The 22,258-nt window shown below is 63.9% G+C and carries 23 protein-coding genes and 1 pseudogene; 19 read left to right on the forward strand and 5 right to left on the reverse strand.

Going from position 1 to position 22,258, the window contains the following annotated elements; all coding sequences use genetic code 11:
• Positions 1–46: 46 nt before the first annotated feature.
• The 4 genes from WKW77_RS26860 (at position 47) to WKW77_RS26875 (ending at position 4,166) form a co-directional block, all read left to right on the forward strand.
• Positions 47–709, forward strand: a complete 663-nt coding sequence (locus WKW77_RS26860; RefSeq protein ID WP_340359949.1) for an amino acid ABC transporter permease — start codon at positions 47–49, stop codon at positions 707–709.
• A complete protein-coding gene (locus WKW77_RS26865) occupies positions 706–1,368 on the forward strand; it encodes an amino acid ABC transporter permease (protein WP_340359950.1) in 663 nt (220 codons plus the stop codon). The genes WKW77_RS26860 and WKW77_RS26865 overlap by 4 nt, the downstream gene beginning before the upstream one ends.
• 218 nt (positions 1,369–1,586) lie before the next feature.
• A complete protein-coding gene (locus WKW77_RS26870; RefSeq protein WP_340359951.1) occupies positions 1,587–2,939 on the forward strand; it encodes an NAD(P)/FAD-dependent oxidoreductase in 1,353 nt (450 codons plus the stop codon).
• 45 nt (positions 2,940–2,984) lie between these two features.
• Positions 2,985–4,166, forward strand: a complete 1,182-nt coding sequence (locus WKW77_RS26875) for an aminotransferase class V-fold PLP-dependent enzyme (protein ID WP_340359952.1) — start codon at positions 2,985–2,987, stop codon at positions 4,164–4,166.
• 45 nt (positions 4,167–4,211) lie between these two features.
• Here the strand turns inward: WKW77_RS26875 and WKW77_RS26880 are convergent, their stop codons facing one another.
• Positions 4,212–5,828 carry an IclR family transcriptional regulator domain-containing protein gene (locus tag WKW77_RS26880; protein ID WP_340359953.1) on the reverse strand — a complete coding sequence of 539 codons (1,617 nt, stop codon included), beginning with the start codon at positions 5,826–5,828 and terminating at the stop codon, positions 4,212–4,214.
• Between the two features lie 147 nt (positions 5,829–5,975).
• Here WKW77_RS26880 and WKW77_RS26885 point away from each other — a divergent pair, with 147 nt between their 5' ends.
• Genes WKW77_RS26885 through WKW77_RS26940 form a run of 12 tightly spaced genes read left to right on the forward strand, consistent with a single transcriptional unit; the run spans position 5,976 to position 15,730 of the window.
• On the forward strand, positions 5,976–6,779 hold the full coding sequence (locus WKW77_RS26885; protein ID WP_340359954.1) for an RraA family protein: 804 nt from the start codon (positions 5,976–5,978) through the stop codon (positions 6,777–6,779).
• A 14-nt stretch (positions 6,780–6,793) separates the two neighbouring features.
• Positions 6,794–7,243: a nuclear transport factor 2 family protein gene (locus WKW77_RS26890; RefSeq protein ID WP_340359955.1), complete on the forward strand. Its 450-nt coding sequence runs from the start codon at positions 6,794–6,796 to the stop codon at positions 7,241–7,243.
• A 3-nt stretch (positions 7,244–7,246) separates the two neighbouring features.
• On the forward strand, positions 7,247–8,665 hold the full coding sequence (locus tag WKW77_RS26895) for an aldehyde dehydrogenase (NADP(+)) (protein ID WP_340359956.1): 1,419 nt from the start codon (positions 7,247–7,249) through the stop codon (positions 8,663–8,665).
• The gene (locus tag WKW77_RS26900) at positions 8,659–8,955 is read left to right on the forward strand and encodes a Dabb family protein (protein WP_340359957.1); all 297 of its coding nucleotides are present in this window, start codon (positions 8,659–8,661) and stop codon (positions 8,953–8,955) included. Before WKW77_RS26895 ends, WKW77_RS26900 begins: the two co-directional genes overlap by 7 nt.
• Before the next feature lie 48 nt (positions 8,956–9,003).
• Complete coding sequence (locus WKW77_RS26905; RefSeq protein WP_340359958.1) at positions 9,004–10,047, forward strand: NAD-dependent epimerase/dehydratase family protein; 1,044 nt, start codon at positions 9,004–9,006, stop codon at positions 10,045–10,047.
• Positions 10,044–11,108 carry an Ldh family oxidoreductase gene (locus WKW77_RS26910; protein ID WP_340359959.1) on the forward strand — a complete coding sequence of 355 codons (1,065 nt, stop codon included), beginning with the start codon at positions 10,044–10,046 and terminating at the stop codon, positions 11,106–11,108. The genes WKW77_RS26905 and WKW77_RS26910 overlap by 4 nt, the downstream gene beginning before the upstream one ends.
• 48 nt (positions 11,109–11,156) lie before the next feature.
• Complete coding sequence (locus tag WKW77_RS26915) at positions 11,157–11,984, forward strand: transporter substrate-binding domain-containing protein (protein WP_340359960.1); 828 nt, start codon at positions 11,157–11,159, stop codon at positions 11,982–11,984.
• 11 nt (positions 11,985–11,995) lie between these two features.
• Positions 11,996–12,814: a transporter substrate-binding domain-containing protein gene (locus WKW77_RS26920; RefSeq protein WP_340359961.1), complete on the forward strand. Its 819-nt coding sequence runs from the start codon at positions 11,996–11,998 to the stop codon at positions 12,812–12,814.
• Between the two features lie 15 nt (positions 12,815–12,829).
• Positions 12,830–13,513 (forward strand): amino acid ABC transporter permease, encoded by a 684-nt coding sequence (locus tag WKW77_RS26925; RefSeq protein ID WP_340359962.1) that lies wholly within the window; start codon positions 12,830–12,832, stop codon positions 13,511–13,513.
• 15 nt (positions 13,514–13,528) lie between these two features.
• Positions 13,529–14,176, forward strand: coding sequence for an amino acid ABC transporter permease (locus WKW77_RS26930; protein ID WP_340359963.1), 648 nt, complete (start codon positions 13,529–13,531; stop codon positions 14,174–14,176).
• The gene (locus WKW77_RS26935) at positions 14,160–14,888 is read left to right on the forward strand and encodes an amino acid ABC transporter ATP-binding protein (RefSeq protein ID WP_340359964.1); all 729 of its coding nucleotides are present in this window, start codon (positions 14,160–14,162) and stop codon (positions 14,886–14,888) included. The genes WKW77_RS26930 and WKW77_RS26935 overlap by 17 nt, the downstream gene beginning before the upstream one ends.
• A 32-nt stretch (positions 14,889–14,920) precedes the next feature.
• Positions 14,921–15,730 carry a transporter substrate-binding domain-containing protein gene (locus WKW77_RS26940; protein WP_340359965.1) on the forward strand — a complete coding sequence of 270 codons (810 nt, stop codon included), beginning with the start codon at positions 14,921–14,923 and terminating at the stop codon, positions 15,728–15,730.
• 87 nt (positions 15,731–15,817) lie between these two features.
• On the opposite strand, the gene WKW77_RS26945 is transcribed toward WKW77_RS26940, so the two are convergent.
• From WKW77_RS26945 to WKW77_RS26960, 4 genes are all read right to left on the reverse strand, one after another.
• Positions 15,818–16,906: a mandelate racemase/muconate lactonizing enzyme family protein gene (locus WKW77_RS26945; RefSeq protein WP_340359966.1), complete on the reverse strand. Its 1,089-nt coding sequence runs from the start codon at positions 16,904–16,906 to the stop codon at positions 15,818–15,820.
• The gene (locus tag WKW77_RS26950) at positions 16,903–17,757 is read right to left on the reverse strand and encodes an NAD-dependent epimerase/dehydratase family protein (protein WP_340359967.1); all 855 of its coding nucleotides are present in this window, start codon (positions 17,755–17,757) and stop codon (positions 16,903–16,905) included. The genes WKW77_RS26945 and WKW77_RS26950 overlap by 4 nt, the downstream gene beginning before the upstream one ends.
• Before the next feature lie 116 nt (positions 17,758–17,873).
• Complete coding sequence (locus WKW77_RS26955; RefSeq protein WP_340359968.1) at positions 17,874–19,067, reverse strand: L-talarate/galactarate dehydratase; 1,194 nt, start codon at positions 19,065–19,067, stop codon at positions 17,874–17,876.
• A 47-nt stretch (positions 19,068–19,114) separates the two neighbouring features.
• Positions 19,115–20,095: a Bug family tripartite tricarboxylate transporter substrate binding protein gene (locus WKW77_RS26960; RefSeq protein ID WP_340359969.1), complete on the reverse strand. Its 981-nt coding sequence runs from the start codon at positions 20,093–20,095 to the stop codon at positions 19,115–19,117.
• Between the two features lie 258 nt (positions 20,096–20,353).
• Here WKW77_RS26960 and WKW77_RS26965 point away from each other — a divergent pair.
• From WKW77_RS26965 to WKW77_RS26975, 3 genes and pseudogenes are all read left to right on the forward strand, one after another.
• Positions 20,354–20,805: pseudogene (locus WKW77_RS26965) on the forward strand (hypothetical protein); the annotation flags it as partial.
• A 10-nt stretch (positions 20,806–20,815) separates the two neighbouring features.
• A complete protein-coding gene (locus WKW77_RS26970; RefSeq protein WP_340359970.1) occupies positions 20,816–21,592 on the forward strand; it encodes an SDR family NAD(P)-dependent oxidoreductase in 777 nt (258 codons plus the stop codon).
• Positions 21,593–21,600: 8 nt separating this feature from the next.
• A complete protein-coding gene (locus WKW77_RS26975) occupies positions 21,601–22,242 on the forward strand; it encodes a hypothetical protein (protein WP_340359971.1) in 642 nt (213 codons plus the stop codon).
• Positions 22,243–22,258 lie beyond the last annotated feature (16 nt).

Consider the following 22,258-nt stretch of genomic DNA (forward strand, 5'->3'; position numbering starts at 1 on the left):
TGAGTCGTCCTGCCGCTGAGCGTGGTCCGGCGATGAAGAGGAAGGCATGTCTACATCAATCCTGAACGAACTGCAGGTCTTGCTCGGCGGACTTGGTCGAACACTGCTCATCAGCACCATCGGCATTTCGATGGGAATCGTCCTTGGCATGCTGATGGGCGCGGCTCGCCACGCCCGTGTTCCTGTGCTGAGCCAACTCATTGCCTGCTACGCGAACCTGTTTCGCTGTACTCCGCTGCTGGTGCAGGTCGTGATGCTCTATTTCGCTCTGCCCGAAATGGGAATCAAGCTGACCCCGTTCGACACCTCGTGGCTGGCGCTCGGTCTGTGGGGGGCTGCTTACCACACTGAGATTTTCCGGGCCGCGTACGGCTCGGTGAATCCGAATGAGGTGGTCGCAGCTCGTGCGCTGGGGATGTCTGCGCCGCGTGCCTTCCTGGATGTCACGCTTCCGCTCGGCGCTCGCGCATCGATTCCGGCCGCCACGACCATGGCCATCACCCAGTTTCGCTCCTCCTCTTTCATGATTGCCGTGGGGTACCAGGAGCTCACCTACGTGGCGAACCGTATGGTCGCCGATACCTTCAAGGTCTTCGAGATTTTCGGCATTGCCGCGCTCGCGTACCTGGTCGTGTCTAACATCATCGCGATTGCGTCTCGCCGGCTTGAACGCGCGGTCGCAGTTCCGGGTCTGGGAGCTGTCAAATGAACCACGATTGGATTGGTCCCGTTGCGTCCCACATGCTGAATGGCCTCTATGTGACGTTGTGGGTCTCCCTGCTCACAACGTTGCTGGCGACGGCCATCGGTGTGTTCATGGGGGCGCTTTCTGCCAGCACGACGAAATGGGTGCAGGTCGCCGTCCGGCTCTACATCGACATCTTCCGGGGCGTGCCCTCCCTTATCACGCTCCTGTTCGTCTTCTTCGCGCTTCCTCACGTCGGCATCACGACCGGCCCTATCACGGCCTCCGTTCTTGGACTTGCTGTCTGGGGTGGCGCGAACATTGCGGAAACTGCTCGCGGCGCATTGAAGTCCATCTCGTCGCGTCAGACGGAAGCGGCAAGAGCACTTGGACTGGGCAAAGTCGAGGCATTGGTGTTTGCCGTGATGCCTCAGGCCATCCGGCGGTTCCTGCCGCCGTACATCGGCCAGTTGACCGTCCTCATCCAGGCGAGCGCCTTGACGTCGGTTGTCGGTGTGACGGACCTACTCGGGTCTGCGCGCCAAATGATTGAGCGGCTCGCCTACGTCAGTACCGATGCACACGCGGTCCCCATCTACTGCGGTGTCTTGCTCGTCTTCTTCGCCATTTGTTATCCACTCTCTCTGCTGGCCAGCTACCTCGAAGGCAAGCTGCGCAACTAACTCACCGAGAACATGCAATCGCAAATTCACCTCATCGCAGAGGCTGTCTCTCTGCACCCTTTGAAAGGCCACTTGTTCAAGTGGATAGACCAGGCAGAGGGTGGTGGCTCGTGCCAAGGCGGTTTCGCACAGCCGGTGCGGGCAATTCCCGCGGCCAACGATGAGCGGGAAGCGGACCTCCGAAACGTCGCGGTCCTCGGCTACAACTGAGGTTTGCCATGACCAGGCATACGGCAGCCACTTTGCCCGGGAAAGACGGCACGCCCGATTCGGCCGACCGCCATCGCGTCGTGATAGTTGGGGGCGGCGCGGCCGGACTCGAACTCGCCACCCAACTGGGCAAGCACGAACGGCTTTCGGTGACGCTCATCGACAAGGCGCGCTCTCATATCTGGAAGCCGAAGCTGCATGAGATTGCGGCGGGTAGCATGAACATGGGGCGGCACGAGGTGGGCTATTTGGCGCACGCGCGTGACCACGGATTCGTATACCGAATGGGCGAGATGACCGGCCTGAACCGAGAGTCTCGTCGAGTTGCCATCGCGCCCTTCATCGACGGGGAGGGCGAGCAGATCACGCCAGCTCGCACGTTCTCATACGACACGTTGGTCCTCGCGGTCGGAAGCCAGAGCAACGACTTCGGAACCCCGGGCGTGAAGGAGTACGCGCTCAAGCTGGAATGCCTCAGCGACGCGGCGCGCTTCAACCGAAAGCTCATGAATGCGTGCTTTCGGGCGCAGGCTCAGGAGACTGTACTGGCACCGGCGCAGCTGAGGGTTTGCATCATCGGTGCCGGCGCCACGGGAGTCGAGTTGGCGGCCGAGCTGCTTAGGACCGGACAAGAAGTGCTTGCGTACGACGCTTCCGCCTCGACGACCAATAAGGGGCTCGAAATTCACCTTGTCGAGGCGGCGGACCGGATACTGCCCGCGCTTCCTCCGAGACTGTCGGCTGCGGCACACAGGCTCCTCGCTAACGAAGGCATCTCGGTCCATGTCGGAGCCAAGGTGGCAAGAGTTCATCAAAACGGCGTCGAGCTCAGCGACGGTGAAGTCCTTCCAGCGGAAATCACGGTCTGGGCTGCCGGAGTCCGAGCTCCAGACTTCCTGCGAAACCTGGCTGGCTTGGAGACGAACCGAATCAATCAGCTCACGGTCCGTCCGACGCTTCAAACGACGAGCGACCCGAGTGTGTTTGCTATCGGGGATTGCGCCGCATGCGCGAAACCGGATGGTCAAGGATTTGTGCCTCCACGCGCCCAGGCGGCGCATCAGCAGGCCACGTTCTTGGCGCGCTATCTGCCCGCGTACGTGGAGGGTCGTCCGCTTCCCAACTACGTCTACCGCGACATCGGTTCTCTGGTCTCACTGGGCTCCTACAGCACCGTCGGGAACCTGATGGGCGGCGTGGTCGGCAAGAGCATGTTCGTGGAAGGCGTCTTCGCGAAATTGATGTACCTCTCTATGTACAAGATGCACGAAGCCGCACTTCACGGCTGGCGGCGCGTGACCCTGGAGACGTTGGCTCGTTGCCTCGAGCCATCGACAGGCTCTCGGGTCAAGTTGCACTGATTTCCATAGCTGGTGTTGTTCGCCGCACCGGTCACAAAGGACCATATGAGCACTCCCCTTGACGCCAGCGCCGTTCGACAGGAATTCCCTGCGACGAAACGGATTCTCTATTTGGATTCGGCCCATCAGACGCCCATGCCGAACTGTGTTCGAAGTGCATTGAGCGAGTTCTTGGTTGAGGGCAACGAGATGGCTGGCCCGAAGCCGGTCTGGATGCGTCGGGTCGAGGTTGCCCGCGAAAAGGTCGCCGAGCTTTTGAATGCCGCAGCCGACGAGATAGCATTCACAAAGAACACCTCTGAGGGGATCAACATAGCCGCGAACGCGGTGCCTTTGCAGCCCGGGAGCACCGTGCTGATGCTCGAAGGTGACCATCCGAACAACGCCTACGCCTGGCTTCACCTCAGGCGCAAAGGTGTGAAAGTCAAGTTCGTGAGCCTCCCGGATGACCAGGTGGCGAGCGCCAGTACGTTTGCCGACCACATCGACGCATCGACCCGTGTCATCTCGCTTTCGCACGTGACCTTTCACGCCGGTCAGCGTCACGACATCGAAGACATCGGACGGCTTTGCGCAAGGAAGAACATCTACCTGGTGGTCGACGCCATGCAGTCCATCGGGGTCCTGCCTGTTGACGTGAAAAAGCTGGGTGTGTCCGTCTTGGCCGCCGGATGCCATAAAGGACTTCTGGTGCCCCAGGGCATAGGGATTCTGTACGTGAAACAGAACCTCCAGGAACTACAGCCTGTCTACCTGGCCATGGGTAGCTTAGCCAATCCGCCCAAGGACTATGTGGCAAGACCGGACGACATGACCACCCGCAGGGATGCTGGCCGATTCGAATTCGGGAACTTCAATCTCCCAGGCCTGCATGCGCTAGCGAGGTCGATTGAATTCATTCAGAGTATCGGCGTTGCGCGTATTGAAGAGCATGTGCAGATGCTCGGGGACAGACTCATTGAGGGATTGGACGAACTCGGCATTCCTCTGGTGGGGCCGCGACAGCGAGGCCAACGCTCGCACATCTACGTCCTTCCCCTTCCAGTCGCAAAGTGGGTGAACTATCTCACGCAGAACCTAGTGCGTGTGTCTCCTGAACGAGGTGGGGTCCGTATCTCGTTTGGTGCCTTCAATACCCCAGAGGACGTTGACCGGCTCATCGGACTCATAGCGTCGCGGATGCGCAAACGGGTCGATTCAGGCAATCGGTTCGGCGAGATGGACTGAGGCCAAGGAGCGCGCCGCAAGCTCAGTCCGTTCCACGAGAGTGTGTTAGATCCGTGCCACGAGTAATCGACCTGAAAGGGGCGCGGTGGACAAAGTGTCGATCGGCACGCTTTGCCTTTGGGTCGTGACCACCAGCTCTCGCAAACCGGCGTGTTTCCTGAACGCCACGTCGGTCGCGCACGGCACGGGCAGGCCGATGACGCGATCGAGTTGACCTTCCAGCGTGAACCGCACCACGGACCAGCCATCGCACAACGCGGTCCAGATGCCGCCCTGATCGTCGAACGCGAGGCCGCCCAGGCGGCCCGAACCGCGCGGCACGGTGGCGAGCCGCTTGACGCCACTTTGCCCCGGCGTCATCACGAGGATCGCGCCCGATTGCGGCGCTGTCGCGAATACCGAACCGTCCTCGCCCCAACAGCTCAGGGCCGCGACAGGCTCGCCGATGCGCCAGAAGATCTTCAATCGTCCATCCGGATGGAGCTGTCCGATGGCGGCGCCGGCCTCCGGCAATCCCACGGCGACCCAGATCACGCGGTCCGCGCCAGTGCATGCCGCGAGCGTCATGCCTTCGGGCCAGGGATGCGGGGTGCTTTGTCCGGATCTCCATTCGATCGCGCCCTGTTCGCTGACCACGATCAATCCATGCTCGGCGCGAAGCAGGGCGACGATGGGCGCGTTCGCGCCGAAAAGCTCGCGATCGCCCTGCGCGTCCAAGACGCGCACCGCAGGCGCGAGGGTGTCGGCCCAATACACGGTTCCGTCCGAAGCCACCACCGGATGGGCACCATGAAAAGCCCACGGCCCCAGTATCGCGCGGACCGTCGATTCGGAGTCATTGTTCGCCGGTGCCGTTGAGGAGAGTTGCGCGCCGATGCGCCGCGCTGCTTCGGCCACTTCGGGGCCCAGCAGTTCCAGTCGCTCGCGCGTCAGCCGCCATGCGGGACCGGCCACACTGATCGCGCCGCGGACTTCGCCCGCCGAGTCCTTGACCGGCGCACCGACGCAGCGCACGCCGAGCACGATTTCCTCGTCGTCGATCGAGTAACCGCGCGCACGGGTGATGCGCAGCTCGGCATGCAGCCGCCGGCGGTCGGTGATGGTCAACGGTGTCAGTGGCTTGAGCGTCAACTCGCGAACGATCGCATCGCGCGCCTCATCCGACATGGCTGAAAGGATCGCTTTGCCCTGGCTCGTGCAATGCAGCGGCTTTCTCTCGCCGAGCGCGGCCGAAGAGCGCTGGCTGTGCGCACCGTCGCAGCGCTCGAGCGAAATCACTTCGCGGCCATCGAGGGTCGCGAGGTAGGTGGTCTCGCCGGTCAGGTCCCTCAATGCGCGCAGTTCAGCGGCAGCCGCGGCCACGAGGTCGGGCATCGCATAGGCCTGCTTCGCCATCTCGAAGCAGCGAAAGCCCAGGCAATAGACCTTGCGCAGCGGATCGCGGCGCAGCAGTCCCCGGTTGATCAGCGTGGCGAGCAGCCGGTAGACGGTGGTGCGCGGCAGGTCGAGCCGTTCTGCGACTTCGCTCTGGCTCAGTCCCCGGGGCGAGGAGCCGACTGCGTCGAGCACATCCAGCGCTTTTTCCAGCGCGCCGGTGCCATCGCCGGACTGCGCGCTGCGTGTTGACTTGGGCGCGTAAGTCGCGGCGGAGCGGGTTGCCATGGTTTGTCTCAACGGGTGGTACGCGGGGCAGTGACACGGGTGCGAAGCCGGTGTCTGGTGATTCTATTTTGGGGTGCTCGTCACTAGCATCGATGTCACTGAGACCTCGCCAACGAATCCCATCGATTCCCATATTTTGAGACGACCATGTCACTCAAGACGCCCCCGCCCTTGACCGCCATCCCCCAACGCCCCCCGGTGCCGCATGTGTCCGACAGCGTGCTCGACAGGCTCGCCAAAGTTACCAGCGGATCGCTCACCACGCAGCTCTACATCAAGGGCTTTCGCCAACCGGTGCTTCACGGACTCACGCCGCTGAACCGGAAAGTGAAGCCATTTGCAGGCCGCGCCTACACGATGCGCTTCATCCCGGCCCGCGAAGATGTGGACCTCTATGAGAACCTCACAACCACCCCGAGCGCGGACAACCTGCAGTGGGTCGGCGTCGAGCAGATCGAGCCCGGCCATGTGCTGGTGATCGACAGCAACCGCGACGGCCGCGCCGCATCGATGGGCAACATGCTCATCACGCGAATGATGATGCGCGGCGCCCGCGCGGTCGTCACCGACGGGAGCTTCCGCGACGGCACCGAGCTCTCGGAGATGGACTTCCCCGTCTGGTGCATCGGCGTGACCGCGACCACGCGCCTTTCCTATCACCATGTGGCGGACCTGCAGGTGCCGATCGGCTGCGCGGGCGTCGCGGTCTATCCGGGCGACGTGATCCACGGCGACGGCGACAACATCACCATCGTGCCGGCGCATCTTGCCGAAGAAATGGCTGACCTGTGCGAGCGCCGCGACGACATCGAGGCCTATCTCGCGATGCGGGTCAAGGCCGGCGAGCCGCTGTGGGGCCTCTATCCGCCGAGCGAGCAGACCCGCGCCGCGCACAAGCAATGGGTGGCCGATGGCCGTCCCCCGATCCACCCCGCCGCGCCCGCGCGCTGATATCGGAGCAGAAGATGAGCCTTCAGACTCACTCGCCCGAGTTCTATGACGCGCTGATCCGGCGCTACTTCGACGCATGCAACGCTGCGGACTACGACGCGCTGATGTCGTGCTTCACGCCGGATGCCGTCCACTACTTTCCCTCGGGCCTGCCGGAAGTCCCCTGGCGCGGCGCCGCCACCATCAGCCGCAAGTGGGTCTGGTGCGTCGAGACGCTCGGCTCGCAGTGGACCGTCGACCGCATCCTGATCAGCCACGACAAGCCGGAGGCGATGATCGAGTGGACCCATTGGAAGAACAAGATCGGCACCGCCCTGCGCGGCGCGGAGTGGTACATCTTCGAGGGCGACCGGATCAAGGAGATTCGCGCCTACTACGCATCTCCTGCGGACAAGGAAGTGCGCATCAACGAGCTCGTGGGCTTCGACTACGCCGCGCGCGGCTACCACCTGAAGAGCGCCTGAGTGATGTCGCACCTCGTGTCCATCGATGCTGCAGCCCTCGCAGCAGGCCAGGCAGCGGGCGACTTCGCGGCGAGTTCCGCCGCGGCACGTGCCCGATTGCTGCGCGCCTTGGCAGACGCACTTGAAGCGGAGCGCGAATCGCTGGTGCCGCTGGCCGAGCAGGAAACCGGGCTCGGCTTGTCGCGGCTCGATGGTGAACTGGATCGCACGGCCTTCCAGTTGCGCGGCTTCGCTACTGAGTTGGAGCGTGGCGCGGCACACCGCGTGGAAGACGATCCTGCGGTGGCCGGCGCGCCGCCTGCGGGGCGGCTACGGCTGACGCGGGTGCGCCTGCCGCTCGGCCCGGTGGCCATGTTCGCGGCGAGCAACTTCCCGTTCGCCTTCTCCGTGCTGGGTGGCGACACGGCATCGGCGCTCGCGGCCGGGTGCCCCGTCGTGGTCAAGGCGCATCCGGCACATCCGATGCTGTCCCGCAAGACGGTGGAAATCGCCCGTCGCGTTGTCGAGCAGCAAGGTTGGCCCGAAGGCGTTTTCCAGTTCATCGAAGGCGCTTCGGTCGAGACCGGCGTGCGGCTGGTGCAGGCGCCAGCGATTGCCGCGGTGGCTTTCACCGGATCGTTTCGCGGCGGCATCGCGCTCGCCGACATTGCGGCACGGCGCCCGCGTCCGATTCCGTTCTTCGGCGAGTTGGGCTCGACCAATCCGCTGATCGTGCTGCCAGCCATGCTGCAACGCGACGCGAAAGGGCCTGCCGCCGCACTCGCTCAATCCATCTGCCAGGGAAGCGGGCAGTTCTGCACCAGCCCTGGCGTCATCGTGGTGCCGGCAGGCAATGCGGGCGATGTTTTCGTGAGCGCGCTCGCGAAGGCCCTTTCCGCGCAAGCGCCGCAACGGATGCTGACGGAAGGCATTCGCAGCGCCTTCGATCGTGGCGTCTCGGCGTGGGCGGATTCGTCCTCGGTGCGTGCGCTGCTTGCGCCGCCAGCCCGCGGTGCAGCCGCACCCAGTCCGTTCCTCGGGGAGGTCGTGGCGGGCGATTTCATCGCCGATGCATTACTGCACGAGGAAGTCTTCGGGCCCGCTGCACTCGTCGTTCGAGTCGCGTCGAACAATCAGGCCATCGACGTGCTGCAAACCATTGGCGGATCGCTGACCGTCACCCTGTGGGGCGCGGAAGACGAGAGCGAAGAGACGAGGGCGCTGGTGCGCACGGCATCGCAGATTGCGGGCCGTGTGCTCTTCGCCGGCGTTCCTACCGGGGTGGCCGTGGCAGCCGCGCAGCACCATGGCGGGCCCTATCCGGCCTCGACGCAACCCTGGAGCACCTCCGTGGGCTATGCGGCGATGGACCGCTTCCTGCGGCCGGTGGCCTTGCAGGACGCGCCCGAGTGGCTCCTCGAACGCCAGGGGGTGCCATGCTGAGACACGTCGTCCTCTTCCGGCGAAAGCCGGGCCTCGAACGCGATGAGGTACTCGAACGGTCACTCTTTGCGCGCATGCGCGGGCTCGGCTCACAGATCGCAGCCATCCAGTCATGGCGGGTGGCGGCGAATGAGCTCCAGCGTCCCCCGATGACCTGGGACCTGATTCTCGAATCGGAAGTGGTGGACGCCGCTGCGCTGGACGCCTACCTCCTCCATCCCCTGCATCAGGCGCTGGTGCAGGACTTGCGCACCTACTACGAGTGGGCCGCGGTGGACTACACGGTCTGAGCGACACGAGCTGATTTCTTCTGTTCGAAGCACACAAGGAGTTCTGCAATGCAAGTTTTCGTCTCCGGCGCAACCGGACGGGTCGGCGGCACGCTCGCCCGCGCGCTGATGGCACGCGGCTGGAAGGTGCGCACGCTCGCGCTGCCCAATGACCGCCAGCTCGACGCCACGCGTCAGGCCGGCATCGAATGTGTGACCGGCAACCTCGCTGATCTCGCCGCGGTGCGCGAAGCCATGCGCGACTGCGATTCGGTCTTCCACATGGCCGCGGTGATCTCGTTCCAGCCACTGGCGCGTGACCTCATCTGGGACGCCAACGTGACGGGCACCTACAACGTGCTGCGTGTCGCCGCCGAGCTCGCGCAAACGCGTCCGTTGCGTCTGGTCTTCGCGTCGAGCGACCAGGTCTATCCGACCCGTTTCGCGCGCTACCGCCCGACCGACGAGCTGCATCCGCGCGAGCCGTACACCTTCTATGGCCTCAGCAAGGTAGTCGGCGAGGACATGGTCAAGTTCTACGGTCGATCCGAAGAGAACCTCTCGACCAGCATCGCGGTGTTCTCGCACATCGAGGCGGCACATGAGCTCATCGACCCCCACGGCGAGTATTCGAGTGCCGCGTTCTACGTCAATGGTCGCGTGCGCAGCCTGAAGGCCGCGAGCACCCATCATGCGGGCGCGACCAGCCAGAATGAGCTGCGCCTAATCCTCGACATCCTCGAACCCTTGATGAGCGACGACGAGCCGCTGCTGCTGGCCTATGACCAGCACGGCAAGCCGCATACGCAGGAACTGGTCGACGTGCGCGACATCGTGGAAGGCCTGCTGCTGATCCACGACAAGTCCGAGGCGATCGGCGAGACCTTCAATCTCGCACCAGCCACGCCGGTGAGCCTTGCGGAGTTCATCCCGTATCTCGCGAAGGCCACGGGCCGCCGCTACGTGGAAGCGAAGCTCCCTGTCGAGCTCGGCCGTACGCACGGAAGTGCGGCCAAGGCGCGCGCACTGCTCGGCTACCAGCCACGCTACAGCCTGTTCGACATGGTCGACGAAGCCGTTGCCGCGCAGCACGCGCAAAAGGTCGCGGCATGAGCATTTCCGTGCGCCGGTACTCGGTCGAACATCTGTTCGCCGTCGTGCAGCGGCTGTTCGAGATCCGCGGCATGGAAAAGGACAAGGCGAGCAGCGTCGCGACTAGTCTTGTGACGGCAGACATGCTCGGCCACTCCACCCACGGGCTCGGGATCGCGCCGTGGTATCTCGAAGAGCTGGGCTCCGGCGGCTTGCGCGCAGCCGGCGAGGTTCGCGTCATCTCCGATCGCGGCGCATGCATCGCTTGGGACGGCCAGCGGTTTCCGGGCGCATGGCTGATCGATCAGGCGATCGACATGGCGCTCAATCGCGTTTCTGACCATGGCGTCGTGACCTGCACCATCGCAAACGGCCATCACACCGGTGCGCTGGCGACCTACCTTCCGCGCGTCACCCAGCGCGGTCTCATGGCGGTGATCGCGTGCTCGGGGCCAGCGTCCCAGGGCGTTGCGCCGTATGGTGGCTTGAACGGGCTGTTTACGCCGAACCCACTGGCGGCGGGCGTCCCGAGCCATGGCGATCCGGTGATGCTGGATATCAGCTGTTCCATCACCACCATCAAGCGATCCATCCAGCTCGCCGAAGCCGGTGAACGCTATCCGGGCCAATGGGCCATGGACGCAAACGGACAGCCCACGGACGACCCGCGCGTTCTGCTGGAGCAGGGCGGCAGCCTGCTGCCGGTCGGCGGGCTCGATCACGGCCACAAGGGCTACGGCATGGCGCTGCTGGTCGAGGCGTTGACGCAGGGCCTCTCGGGCTGCGGCAGGCGCGATGTGCCGAGTGGAACCGTGATGAACACCTTCATCCAGATCCTCGACCCCGAAGCCTTCGGCGGACGCAAGGCCATGCTGGACGAGACTGACTGGCTCGTGCGCGCCTGCCATGCGAACCCGCCGAGGCCCGGCGTGCAGCAGGTGCGCGTGCCCGGCGACCAGGCGCTGACCCGGCACCGCGAGGCGATCGCGCAAGGCGTTGCGCTCTCGGACGTCATCGTCAATGCGCTGTCGGCTCCGATGGCGGCGCACGGACTGGATTGGCCGGGGCCGATGCGGCAGTAGCGGCAGTAGCAACCCAATATCAAAGTATCCACAGCAGGAGACAAAGACATGCAGATCCATCCACCCGCCGCCATCAAGCGCCGCACCGCCGTCGCCAGCATGGCCGGCTTTCTGGCCCTCGCGGCTGTCAGCCGTCCGGCGCTCGCGGACGCACTCTCGAACATCGAGAAGAACAAGAAGATCCGCATCTCGATCGACCCGGCCGCGCCGCCTTACTCGACCAAGGATGCGCAGCTCGAATATGCGGGCTCCGAAGTGGATGTTGCGCGGCTGCTGGCCAGCGACTGGAAGCTCGAACTGGAGATCGTCCCGACCAATCCGGCGAGCCGCATTCCCTATGTGCTGACCGACAAGACCGATCTCGTGATCTCGACCCTGTCGATCACGCCGGAGCGCGCGAAGGTCATCGACTTCTCGGTGCCGTACTCGGGCATCCAGGTGGTCATCGGCGCGCCCAAGGTCGTTGCGCTGCGCTCGCTGGAGGACCTGGGAGGCAAACGGGTCGCCGTGGTGCGCGGCAGCACCAACGACACCGAACTGACCAAGGCCGCACCGGCGGGAACGCAAATCGTCCGCTTCGACGACGACGCGACCGCGATCACCGCCATCATCAGCGGCCAGGCGGACTGCTACTGCACCGCGCCGGCCCTGCTCGCGCCGGTGAACCAGCGCAAGCCCGAGCTCGCGATGGAGTCGAAGGTGGTCGTCAAGACCAACCTGACTGGCATCGGCCTGCACAAGGGCGAGACGCAACTCAAGGCGAAGCTCGACGACTGGGTGCGCGAGAACCTGCGCAACGGCAAGCTCAATGCCATCTACAGGAAGCATCATGGCGCGGACCTTTCGCCAGAAGTGATGCGCACCGCCACCGCCTGAAGGAGACTGCCATGAGAAACCTCTTCCCCAAGCATCGCCTTCTGCAGGCCTTCGGCATCGCCCTCGCGCTCGGGTTCATGAGCCAGTCGGCGATGGCCCAGAGCGACTCGCTCGCCAAGATCCACGGCAGCGGCAAAATCCGCATCGCTATCGATCTCAGTGTGCCGCCGTGGTCATACAAGGACGACAAGCTGGAGATGAAAGGCTCCGAAGTCGACACTGCGAAGCTGCTCGCCAAGGACCTCGGCGTCGAACTCGAAGTGGTGCCGACGAACAGCGCGAACCGCATCCCGCTCCTGATGACGAACCGCGCGGATGTGGTGATTTCGGCGATGACGATCACGCCAGAGCGCCTCAAGACGATCGACTTCTCGCGGCCGTATTCCGGCATCTCGACTTTCGTGGCGGCGCCCAAGTCGATGTCGATCAAGACGCCGGCGGACCTCGTTGGCAAGAAGATCGCAGTGACGCGCGGAACCACCAATGACGCGGACATCACGCGCATGGCGCCATCGGGCGCGGAGGTCGTCCGTTTCGAGGACGAGTCGACCACCATGACCGCAGTGGTCAGCGGCCAGATGGACGTCACCGCGCTTGCAACGACGTTGATCGATGTCATCAATCAGCGCAACCCGGGCAAGCAGCTCGAGCCCAAGCTGCTGCTGCAGAACTCGCTGTTCGGCGTTGGCATGCGCAAGAACGACACCGCGCTCAAGGAGTGGGTCAACAAATGGGTCGAGGATCGCCTCAAGAGCGGCGACCTGCAGGCGATCTACAAGAAGCATCAGGGCGCGGAGATCCCTGCCGAGGTGTTGAAGACGGGCACCTGAGTCCACAAGATCGAAATGAACTACGAGTTTGACTTCAAAGCGGTGCTGGACTACTGGCCGCTCTTCGTCGAGGGCGCCTGGGTCACGCTGAAACTTGCATTCTTCGCCACCGTGCTCGGCTTCGTCGTCGGCACGCTCTGCGCGATCGCGCGCACCAGCGGCCCGGCATGGCTTCGCAACCTGGTTGCGGCGTATGTGGAGCTGGTCCGCAACACGCCGCTGTTGATCCAGAGCTACTTCCTGATCTTCGGCATGGCCAGCATCGGCATGAAGCTGCCGATCCTGGTCGGCGCGACGATCGCCCTGGTGGTGAACATCGGCGCCTACACGACCGAGATCATGCGTGCGGGCATCGACTCGATCCAGCGCGGCCAGCTCGAAGCCGCCGAATGCCTTGGGTTGTCGCGCCTGCAGGTCTACCTGCATGTGGTGCTTCGCCCTGCGATGGAGCGCGTCTATCCGGCGCTCGCCAGCCAGTACGTGCTGCTGATGCTGGCCTCCAGCATCCTGTCGTCGGTCGGCGTGGAAGAGCTCTTCGGCATCTCGAACCGGGTTCAGAGCGACACCTTCCGCAACTTCGAAGTCTTCGTGACGCTCGGCATCGTGTACCTCGCGCTGTCACTGCTGATGCGCGCGGGATTCTGGTTGCTGAACCTCGTGCTCTTCACGCGCCGCCGCAAGCTCGGCACACCTATCTGAGGCATGGAGCCGGTCATGAACATGCAATACATCGGGTCCTTGCTGCAGGGGCTCTGGGGAACCGTGCTCCTGAGCGCGCTGACGTTCCTTTTCGGGGGGCTACTCGGCCTCGTCATCGCGCTGTGCCGCATTTCGCCGAGCCGTGGCATGGCGAGCGCCACGAGCGCCTACATCCAGTTCATGCAGGGTATGCCGCTGCTGGTGCTGATGGGGTTGTGCTTCTACGGCCCGAGCCTGCTGGGCTTCCAGTCGGTGCATCCGCTGTTGGCGGCCACTTTCGCGATGACGCTCTACGCGGCGTCCTACCTCGGCGAGATCTGGCGCGGCTGCCTGCAGGCGGTGCCCAAGGCGCAGTGGGAAGCGGCGGAGTGCCTCGGATTCTCGCGCTGGCAGCGCATGCGGATGGTGATCCTGCCGCAGGGGCTGCGCATCGCGACGCCGCCGACCGTGGGTTTCATGGTGCAGATCGTCAAGAACACCTCGGTGGCCTCGCTGGTCGTCGGCTTTGCCGAGCTTTCCTACAACGCGAAGGTGCTCAACAACACCACCTTCCAGCCCTTCATCTACTTCGGCCTCGCAGGCCTCATGTACTTCGCCGTTTGCTATCCGCTGTCACGCCAGGCGCGCAAGCTCGAAAGGAAACTCAATGTCAGTCGTCGTTGAACTCAAGAACATCCACAAGACCTTTGGCACGAACCATGTGCTGCGCGGGGTCAGCTTCGAGGTCCATCGCGGGCAGGTCGCGGCCATCATCGGCCAGAGCGGCTCGGGCAAGAGCACCGCGCTGCGCTGCATGGACCGGCTGGAGACCATCGACAGCGGTGAGCTGAATGTCTGCGGCCATGCGCTGCACGACCCGAAGGTCGATCTCAAGCCGCTGCGGCGCGATGTCGGCATCGTGTTCCAGAGCTACAACCTCTTTCCGCACCTGACGGTGGAGCAGAACGTGACGCTCGCGCCGCGCGCCGTGAAAGGCATGAAGGCCTCGGAGGCTCAGGAGATCGCCGCCGCGGTGCTCGCGAAGGTCGGGCTCAAGGAAAAGATGGGCGCCTATCCCGAGCAGCTCTCGGGCGGCCAGCAGCAACGCGTGGCAATTGCGCGCAGCCTTGCCATGGAGCCCAAGCTGATGCTCTTCGACGAGGTCACCTCCGCGCTCGATCCGCAGCTGACAGGCGAAGTGCTCCGTGTGATGGAGCAGCTGGCCGCCGACGGCATGACTATGGTGCTTGTCACGCACGAGATGGCCTTCGCCCGCAATGTCGCACACCAGGTGATCTACATGCGGGACGGCAAGGTGCACGAGAGTGGTACCGCCGACATCCTGCGCCAGCCGTCCACGCGCGAACTGGCGGATTTCATCAGCGCGGATGCCTGAATCTCCTATTTGCTTCAACGAGGAACACTGAAATGAATCGTCGCTCCCTGCTGGCTATTGCGGCCAGCGCAGCCTGCCTCCTGTCCATGGGCCTCGCGCATGCGGCCGACCAGGACACCCTCGCGGCCATCCGCGAAGCCAAGACCATTCGCGTCGCGCTCGAATTCGGCCGTCCGCCGTGGGGCTTCAAGGACGACAAGCTGAAGATGTCCGGCTCGGACATGGAAGCGGCGGAGCTGCTGGCTTCGGATCTCGGCGTGAAGCTAGAGATCGTTGAGGTGACCGGGCCGAATCGCATTCCCTTCCTGCAGACGAGGAAGGCCGATGTGGTGCTGTCCACGTTCTCGATCACGCCGGAACGGCTGAAGGTCATCGACTTCTCGGCGCCGTATGCGAGCGCGGTGCAGATCGTCGGCGCGCCCAAGTCGCTGCCACTGAAGTCGGAAGCCGATCTGAAGGGTAAGCGCGTCGGTGTGACCCGCGCGACGACCGGTGATGTGGAGCTTACGAAGAAGGCCAAAGATTTCGGCGTCGAGGTGGTGCGGTTCGATGACGAATCCACCAACATGACGGCGCTCGCGAGCGGACAGGTCGACATCGTGATCCAGGAGCCTGCGACGCTCACGGCCGTGGCCGCACGCAATCCTCAACGGCAACTGGAGCCGAAGTTCATCTTCACGCAATTCCCCGTCGGCATTGGCCTACGCAAGAACGATCCGGCGCTCAAGAGCTACTTGGACCAGTGGGTGAAGACGCACATGGCGGACGGCAAGCTCAATGCCATCTATCGCAAGTATCACGGAACGGATCTGCCGGCGGAGATCGTCAAGCCGACCAACTGAGATCGAGCAGCTGGCTGTCCGGCCGCTGGCCCGACCCACCTGCCACCCCCACCGTGCTGCGGTGCGGGTGGTTTTTTCAAGAGGCGATCAGACGCGGAAGGGCTCGATCGCTTGCAGGTCGAGCGAGAAGCCCAGGCCGACCCTCTGGGGCACGCGAACGCGACCGTCCTGCGGCAGCGGCGTCCCGCCGATCGCGATGTCTGCCTGGGGGCGTACGTAGAGGTGTTCGAACAGCGGCTGGCCAGGCAAGACGGACGAAACATGCAGCGTGGCGAAGTAGCCGGGCCCGAAATAGGGCGAGTGCGGCATCACTGCGATGCCGTGCGCTTGCGCAACCTGTGCTGCCGCCATGAATTCGCTGATTCCGCCCACCTTGGTCACTGAAGGTTGCGCGAAGCTCACCGCCTTGGCTTCCACCATGCGTGCGAACTCGTGGCGCGTGCAAGCGTTCTCGCCCGCGCCGACGGGAAAGTCTCGGTTGAGCGCAGCCTGGTTGTGGATGTCCTCGGGCGGGAAAACCGGCTCCTCGACCCACTGGGCGTTGATCTCGCGCAGCACACCAAGCCGCTCATGGGCGGTTTTGGGTGTCCATGCGCAGTTGACGTCGACGGAAATGCCGATGCGGGGCCCGCAGGCCGCGCGGCCCGCGCGTATGACCTCGGGGTCGATCTCGTGCAGCTTGACGTAGCGGTAGCCCTCGCGGACTGCGTCGCGGCAGTGCTTGCCCACGAGCGATGCGTCGCCGTAGCGCACGAGGCTCGCGTACGCCGTGAGAGTCTCGCGCGCAGAGCCGAGCAGGGCGTGCAAGGGGACGCCGCGCTGCTGCGCCAAAAGATCCCACAGCGCGATGTCGAAACCCGAGATCGCGAACATCGCAATGCCATAGCGGCCGAAGATGTGAAGCCGCTGCTGCAGCTCCAGCGTCAACGCCTCGGGTAGCTCGGGCAGTTCACGGCCCTGCACCAGCGGCGCCACCATGTCGCGCGCAGCGGCAGCAACGGCGGTGCGGCACGAGTAGGCGAAACACTCGCCCCAGCCGACGAGGCCTGTGTCGGTTTCCAGCCGCACCAGCACCATGTCCAGTGTGGTCCACTGGCCCGGGGTATGAATCGGGGTTCCGCTGCCGTCGTCGAAGGGGACGACCGCCTCGATCACATCGATCTTCGCGATCTTCATGCGCGCGCTTCCCGCCGGGTCAGCAGACGCTGCGTGTCGCCGACGTACTCGGACTCCGAGAACATGCCGCCGAGCGTGACCTCCGACGGCTTGCGCGCTGCGTTCGAGCCGGGTGCGGGCTGCGGGTCTTCCGCGAGCACGCGCTCGTCCCATCCCTCGGAACTGTCCTTCGGGCGGTACCCGAGCCGATAGGCCGAGGCGTTGTCGTAGTGGCGGCCGCTCGCGTCGGAGATTCCGTACACGATCTCGAAGACCAGGTCGGGCCTTTCGACGCCAATGATCACGAGCTGCGCGAGGTCCCTGAAGCTGATCCAGCTGCCGAGCCGCCTGCGATCGATGGGCTTGGTGTTGACGTTGCCGATGCGGATGGCGAGAACCGGTAGGCCGTACTTGTAGGCATAGAGCGCGCCGATCGATTCGCCGAAGGCCTTGCCCACGGCGTAGCGGCTGTCGGGGCGCAGGATCGCGGTGTCACCCATCAGCGGGCCGTGCGGGCTGCGCGGCTGCAGTCCGACGACATGGTGCGAGCTCGCATAGACCACGCGCTTGACGCCCGCGGCCCGTGCGGCGTCGAAGAGGCTGATCGTGCCCTCGACACTGAGATGCACCTGGTCTTTCCATGGTGCGTCGGTCGTGCATGCGGCCAGGTGGACGACGGCGTCGCATCCTTCCAAACGCTGCGTCAGCGCGGGCTGGTTGGTGATGTCGACCACTGCCGTGGTCTCATTGGGCGCGGGGTTGGCGATCGGCAGCAGGTCGAGCGAAACGACCGCGTAGCCCTGCTCCAGAAGTTGCTGGCGCAGCCCGGTCCCGACGAGACCGGCTGCGCCGGTGATGGCAATGCGTTTCATGGGAGGTGTCTCCTTGCGATGGCTTGGAAGAATTGTCGGGAAACCCTTGTCTCGCAGGTCGTCACTTCGCGGCAGGCATCGCCGATCCGTACCAGATGGCGGGACTGCCAGGGCCCTCAGGGCCGCTCGCCGAACTCTTCGGTCTCGGGCGTCCAGCGCCGGGCCTGCTCGCTCAGCGTGAAGCCGAGGCCGGGCCGGTCGGAAACATACATGCGCCCGTCCTTCAGGTGCATCTGCTCATTGAACAGCGGGCCGAGCCATTCGAAGTGCTCGAGCCACGGCTCGATGCCGTAGGCGGCTGCGAGATGGAGGTGGATCTCCATTGCAAAGTGCGGCGCGAGCTTGCGCTGCTTGAACTCCCCCAGCGCCATGATCTTCAGGAAGGGCGTGATGCCGCCGACGCGCGGCGCATCGGGCTGGATGAAGTCGGTGCCCGCAAGGATCAGTTGTGCATGCTCGTCGAAGCAGGTGAGCATCTCGCCGGTCGCGATGGCGGTATCGAAGCGCTCGGCAAGCTGGCCGTGGCCTTCGAAGTCGTGCGCGTCGAGCGGTTCCTCAATCCAGGTGAGGTCGAACTCCTCGAATGTGCGGCAGGCGCGCGTGGCGTTCTGCCGGTCCCACTGCTGATTGGCATCGACCATCAGCGGGAAGCCGTCGCCCAGCAGCTTACGCACAGCGCGCACGCGTTCGATGTCGATCGACAGGTCCGGCTGACCCACCTTGAGCTTGATGCCGCCGATGCCGCTTTCGCGCGAGATCGCGACGTTCTTGAGCACCTGGTCCAGCGGCGTGTGCAGGTAGCCGCCCGATGTGTTGTAGCACTGCACCGAATCGCGCTGCGCGCCGAGTAGCTTCGCGAGCGGCAGGCCCGCGCGCTTGGCCTTCATATCCCAGAGGGCGATGTCGAAAGGCGCAATGGCCTGCGTCGTGAGGCCGCTGCGGCCCATGCTCGCACCGGCCCACAGCAGTTTCGTGAAGAGGCGCGAGATGTCGTTCGGGTCTTCGCCGATCAGGTTCGGCGCGAGTTCCTTCGCATGCGCGTACATGCCCGGTCCGCCGGCGCGCTTCGAGTAGCCGAAGCCGATGCCTTCATGGCCGTCGCGCGTGCGTATCTCCGCGAAGATGAAGGCGATCTCGGTGAGCGGCTTCTGGCGGCCGGTGAGCACCTTGGCATCGCTGACGGGCGTGGCCAGCGGCAGGTAAGTCAGCGACAGCTTGATCCACTCGATGCGGTCGCCGGTGTCCGCGGCGGTGCGGGCGTCCGCGCCGACCTTGGCGTAGGAGACGATGTTCGATTCGACGGCTTGCATTTGACAGGTCCTTGCAGGTGATGTGAGTGAGGATGGAGTCGCGCGGCTCATTCAGCTTTGAGGCCGCCCACGCGGATGACTTCGGACCAGCGCGCCACTTCGCTGTTAACGAAGCGGGTGTAGTCCGGCGGATTGGAGGTGGAGACCACGAAGCCGTTGCTCTCCAACTTTGCGCGCGCGGCCGGATCGGCAAATGCCTTGCTCATGGCCGCCTGCAGCTTGTCGATCACCGCCTGGGGCGTGCCCTTGGGTGCGGAGAGGCCAGTCCACGAAACCGCGCTGAAGCCCGGATAACCCGACTCGGCCACGGTGGGCACGTCGGGGTACAGCGGATTGCGCTGCGGGCTTGTCACGACCAGGGCGCGAAGCTTGCCGGCCTTGACATGGGGCAAGACGACATCCTGATTGGTGAACATGCCTGGAATCTGGTTGGCCAGCACCTCGTTGAGCGCAGGGGCTCCACCTTTGTACGGAATGCCGACCATGTCCAGCCCCGCGCTCTGCTTGAGATATTCGGTGGTGAGATGGCCGGACGATGCGGTCACCTGCCCGTAGCTGAACTTGCCTGGATTGGCCTTCACCCACGCGACGAACTCCTTGAAGTTCTTCGCCGGAAAGCTCGGGTTCACCACCAGCACGTTCGGCCCGGCCGCGAGTTGCGAGATGTGGACGAAGTCGGACTCGGCATAGCCCGGCTTGGGTGCCGAGAAGCCATGGATGACTGCGTTGCTCCCGATGCCCGACAGCAGCAGCGTGTAGCCGTCGGGTGCCGCCTTGGCCGCCAGTTCCGCGCCGATCGTGCCGCCGGCGCCGCCCCGGTTGTCGACGATGAAAGGCTGCTTGAGCTGCTTGCCGAGTTGATCGGCGATGAGCCGGCCCATGATGTCGCTGGTGCCGCCGGCCGGGAAGGGCACGATGATCTTCACTGGCCGGTTCGGATAGTCGCTCGTGCTCGCGGTCTGCGCGGATGTCCCCAGCGCGAAGAAGCCGAGCGCGAGAGCGGCGGCCGTGAGAAGTCGTCGCTGCATGGTGAGGTCTCCTGTTTGAAAGCTTGTGCGATGGAAGCGCTTTCATTCTGGACGCTGAATCGGATGCTGCGATGACCCTAAAGTCGTGCATCGGCGCGGCGTCCCGGCCAATGGGAATTGGTCTTGAGATGCAGTCAGGGTTTCCACCGGGAAGTGGAACGGGCTCTGAAAGCGCTTGCATTTCAGCCTTTCCATAGCCCGCCCGCGCGCCATATCACGCCACGATGACGAACGCCACCGGCTCCGTTCCCCGTGCACTGGCTGTGCGGCACGGTGCTGGGCAACGTCGGCCTGGCGCTGCACCACAAGCTCTGCCACACCCTGGGCGGCGGCTTCGATCTACCGCACGCCGAGTGCACGCCATCGTCTTGCCTCATGCGATGGCATTCGGTGCCCAGGCCGCTCCTCGATCGACGCATCGCATTGCTTGCGCTCTCGGAATCGCGCAGGGCGGCAGCGCGCCGGCGGGCCTGTTCGACCTTTTACGCGACAACGGCGCCAGGGTGGCGCTGAAGGACATTGGCATGAAGGCGGCCGATCTGGATCGGGCGGCGGCGATCGCAATCAGCAATCCCTACTGGAACCCGCGGCGTCTGCTCTCGCTCTATCCACGAAACCAATCTCACTCTATATCTTGGCGTGCATTGAAGCTTGCCCGGCAAAGTAAGAAAGTCGCCAAGCCGAGACCTTGGAAGGACAGAAATGGTTGAGAACAGGAATATGCGATTCGCAGGGAAAACCTGCCTGGTTACCGGCGGTAGCCGAGGCCTTGGATTTGCTGTTGCACAGGATCTTGTCGAAGAGGGCGCGCGTGTCGTGATTGTTGGGCGCGATGCGGCTCAACTTCTCAAGGCTAGCGAGCAACTCGGGTCTCAAACCATCTCTGTAGAGGCAGATCTGAGCACCCAGGCTGGCATCGACCGCGTCGCTGACGCTCTGAGAAACAGCATCGAAGAGTTGGACGTCGTCTACCTCAATGCCGGCGCTGGCGGATTCAGGTCCATCAGGGAAATGGACGAGGCGACCTGGGATCGCATCTTCGACTTGAATCTAAAGAGCTCCTACTTTTTGCTGAAAGCACTACACCCACTGATCTCCTGCGGGGGCGCTGTGGTGTTGTGCGGCTCTGCGGCCGGCCGTATCGCCAATGGCAGCGGCCTGGCAGCTTATGGCACCAGCAAGGCTGCGCTCGAGTACCTGAATCGCGTCCTTGCCGCTGAACTGGTGGCAGACGGGATTCGCGTGAACATCGTCATTCCCGGGGGAATGGACACAGACTTTGGCGAACGCACCATCGGGATGACGCGTGAGATGTCCGATGCGCTCCGTGAGCGCATCAAGGCGCAGGTGCCGATGCGGCGCGAGGGTGAGCCGAAGGAAGTGTCCAGCGCAGTGCTTTTTCTCGCTTCGGAGGAGGCAAGCTACATCACGGGTCAAAGCTTGGTCGTGGACGGCGGTCTCACGAGCTTCACCCACCACGATAAAAAACCGCAGTAAGGACATCCATGAAAAAGCCTCAGAGCGATAGGCGCAGGACCTACGATCCGCGAGCCACCTTCGAGCCCGTCAAACGGCTTCTCGAAAAGACTACGAATCCGCGCCACCGGGCGATCCTGGAAAACCATCACATCCACGGTCTGCTGGAAGTGACCGGCCGTTGGCAGCAGATTCTCACGCCGGCTCTCACGGTTGCGCACCCGCACTACTGCCACAGCGACGGACTGCGTACAACGGTCTATGACGGCCATGAGAGCGTTGCGAGCTTCTACGCAGGATTGTTCGAATCCGGCATGTTGAATTTGCTGGGCCCTCTGGGTGACGACTACATGGTGAGCGACTGGGGCTTCGCTACCTTCGGCATGTGGGGATATCAGCTGACCGGACCCATGGCTCAGTCCTACGGATTCCACATCGACGATCTCGAGGCCCGCTACTACATGACGCAATATCAGACGCAGGTATGGCGCTACGACGATAACGCCAAACTGACCGGCGAGTACATCCTGGAGGATCCGGGCACGCGTTTCTACTGGAAGATGGACCCCTCGGAGGTTCAGTCCGGCGACGAACATCTGGCCATACTGGAACAGCAATATCAGGACGCAATGCAATTGCCGCAGTACAGGAAATTGCTCGGGTTCGATTGATTCGATCTCCTGTTTT

This window comes from Variovorax ureilyticus (genome assembly GCF_037889935.1).
In the GTDB taxonomy this organism is placed as follows: domain Bacteria; phylum Pseudomonadota; class Gammaproteobacteria; order Burkholderiales; family Burkholderiaceae_C; genus Variovorax; species Variovorax ureilyticus.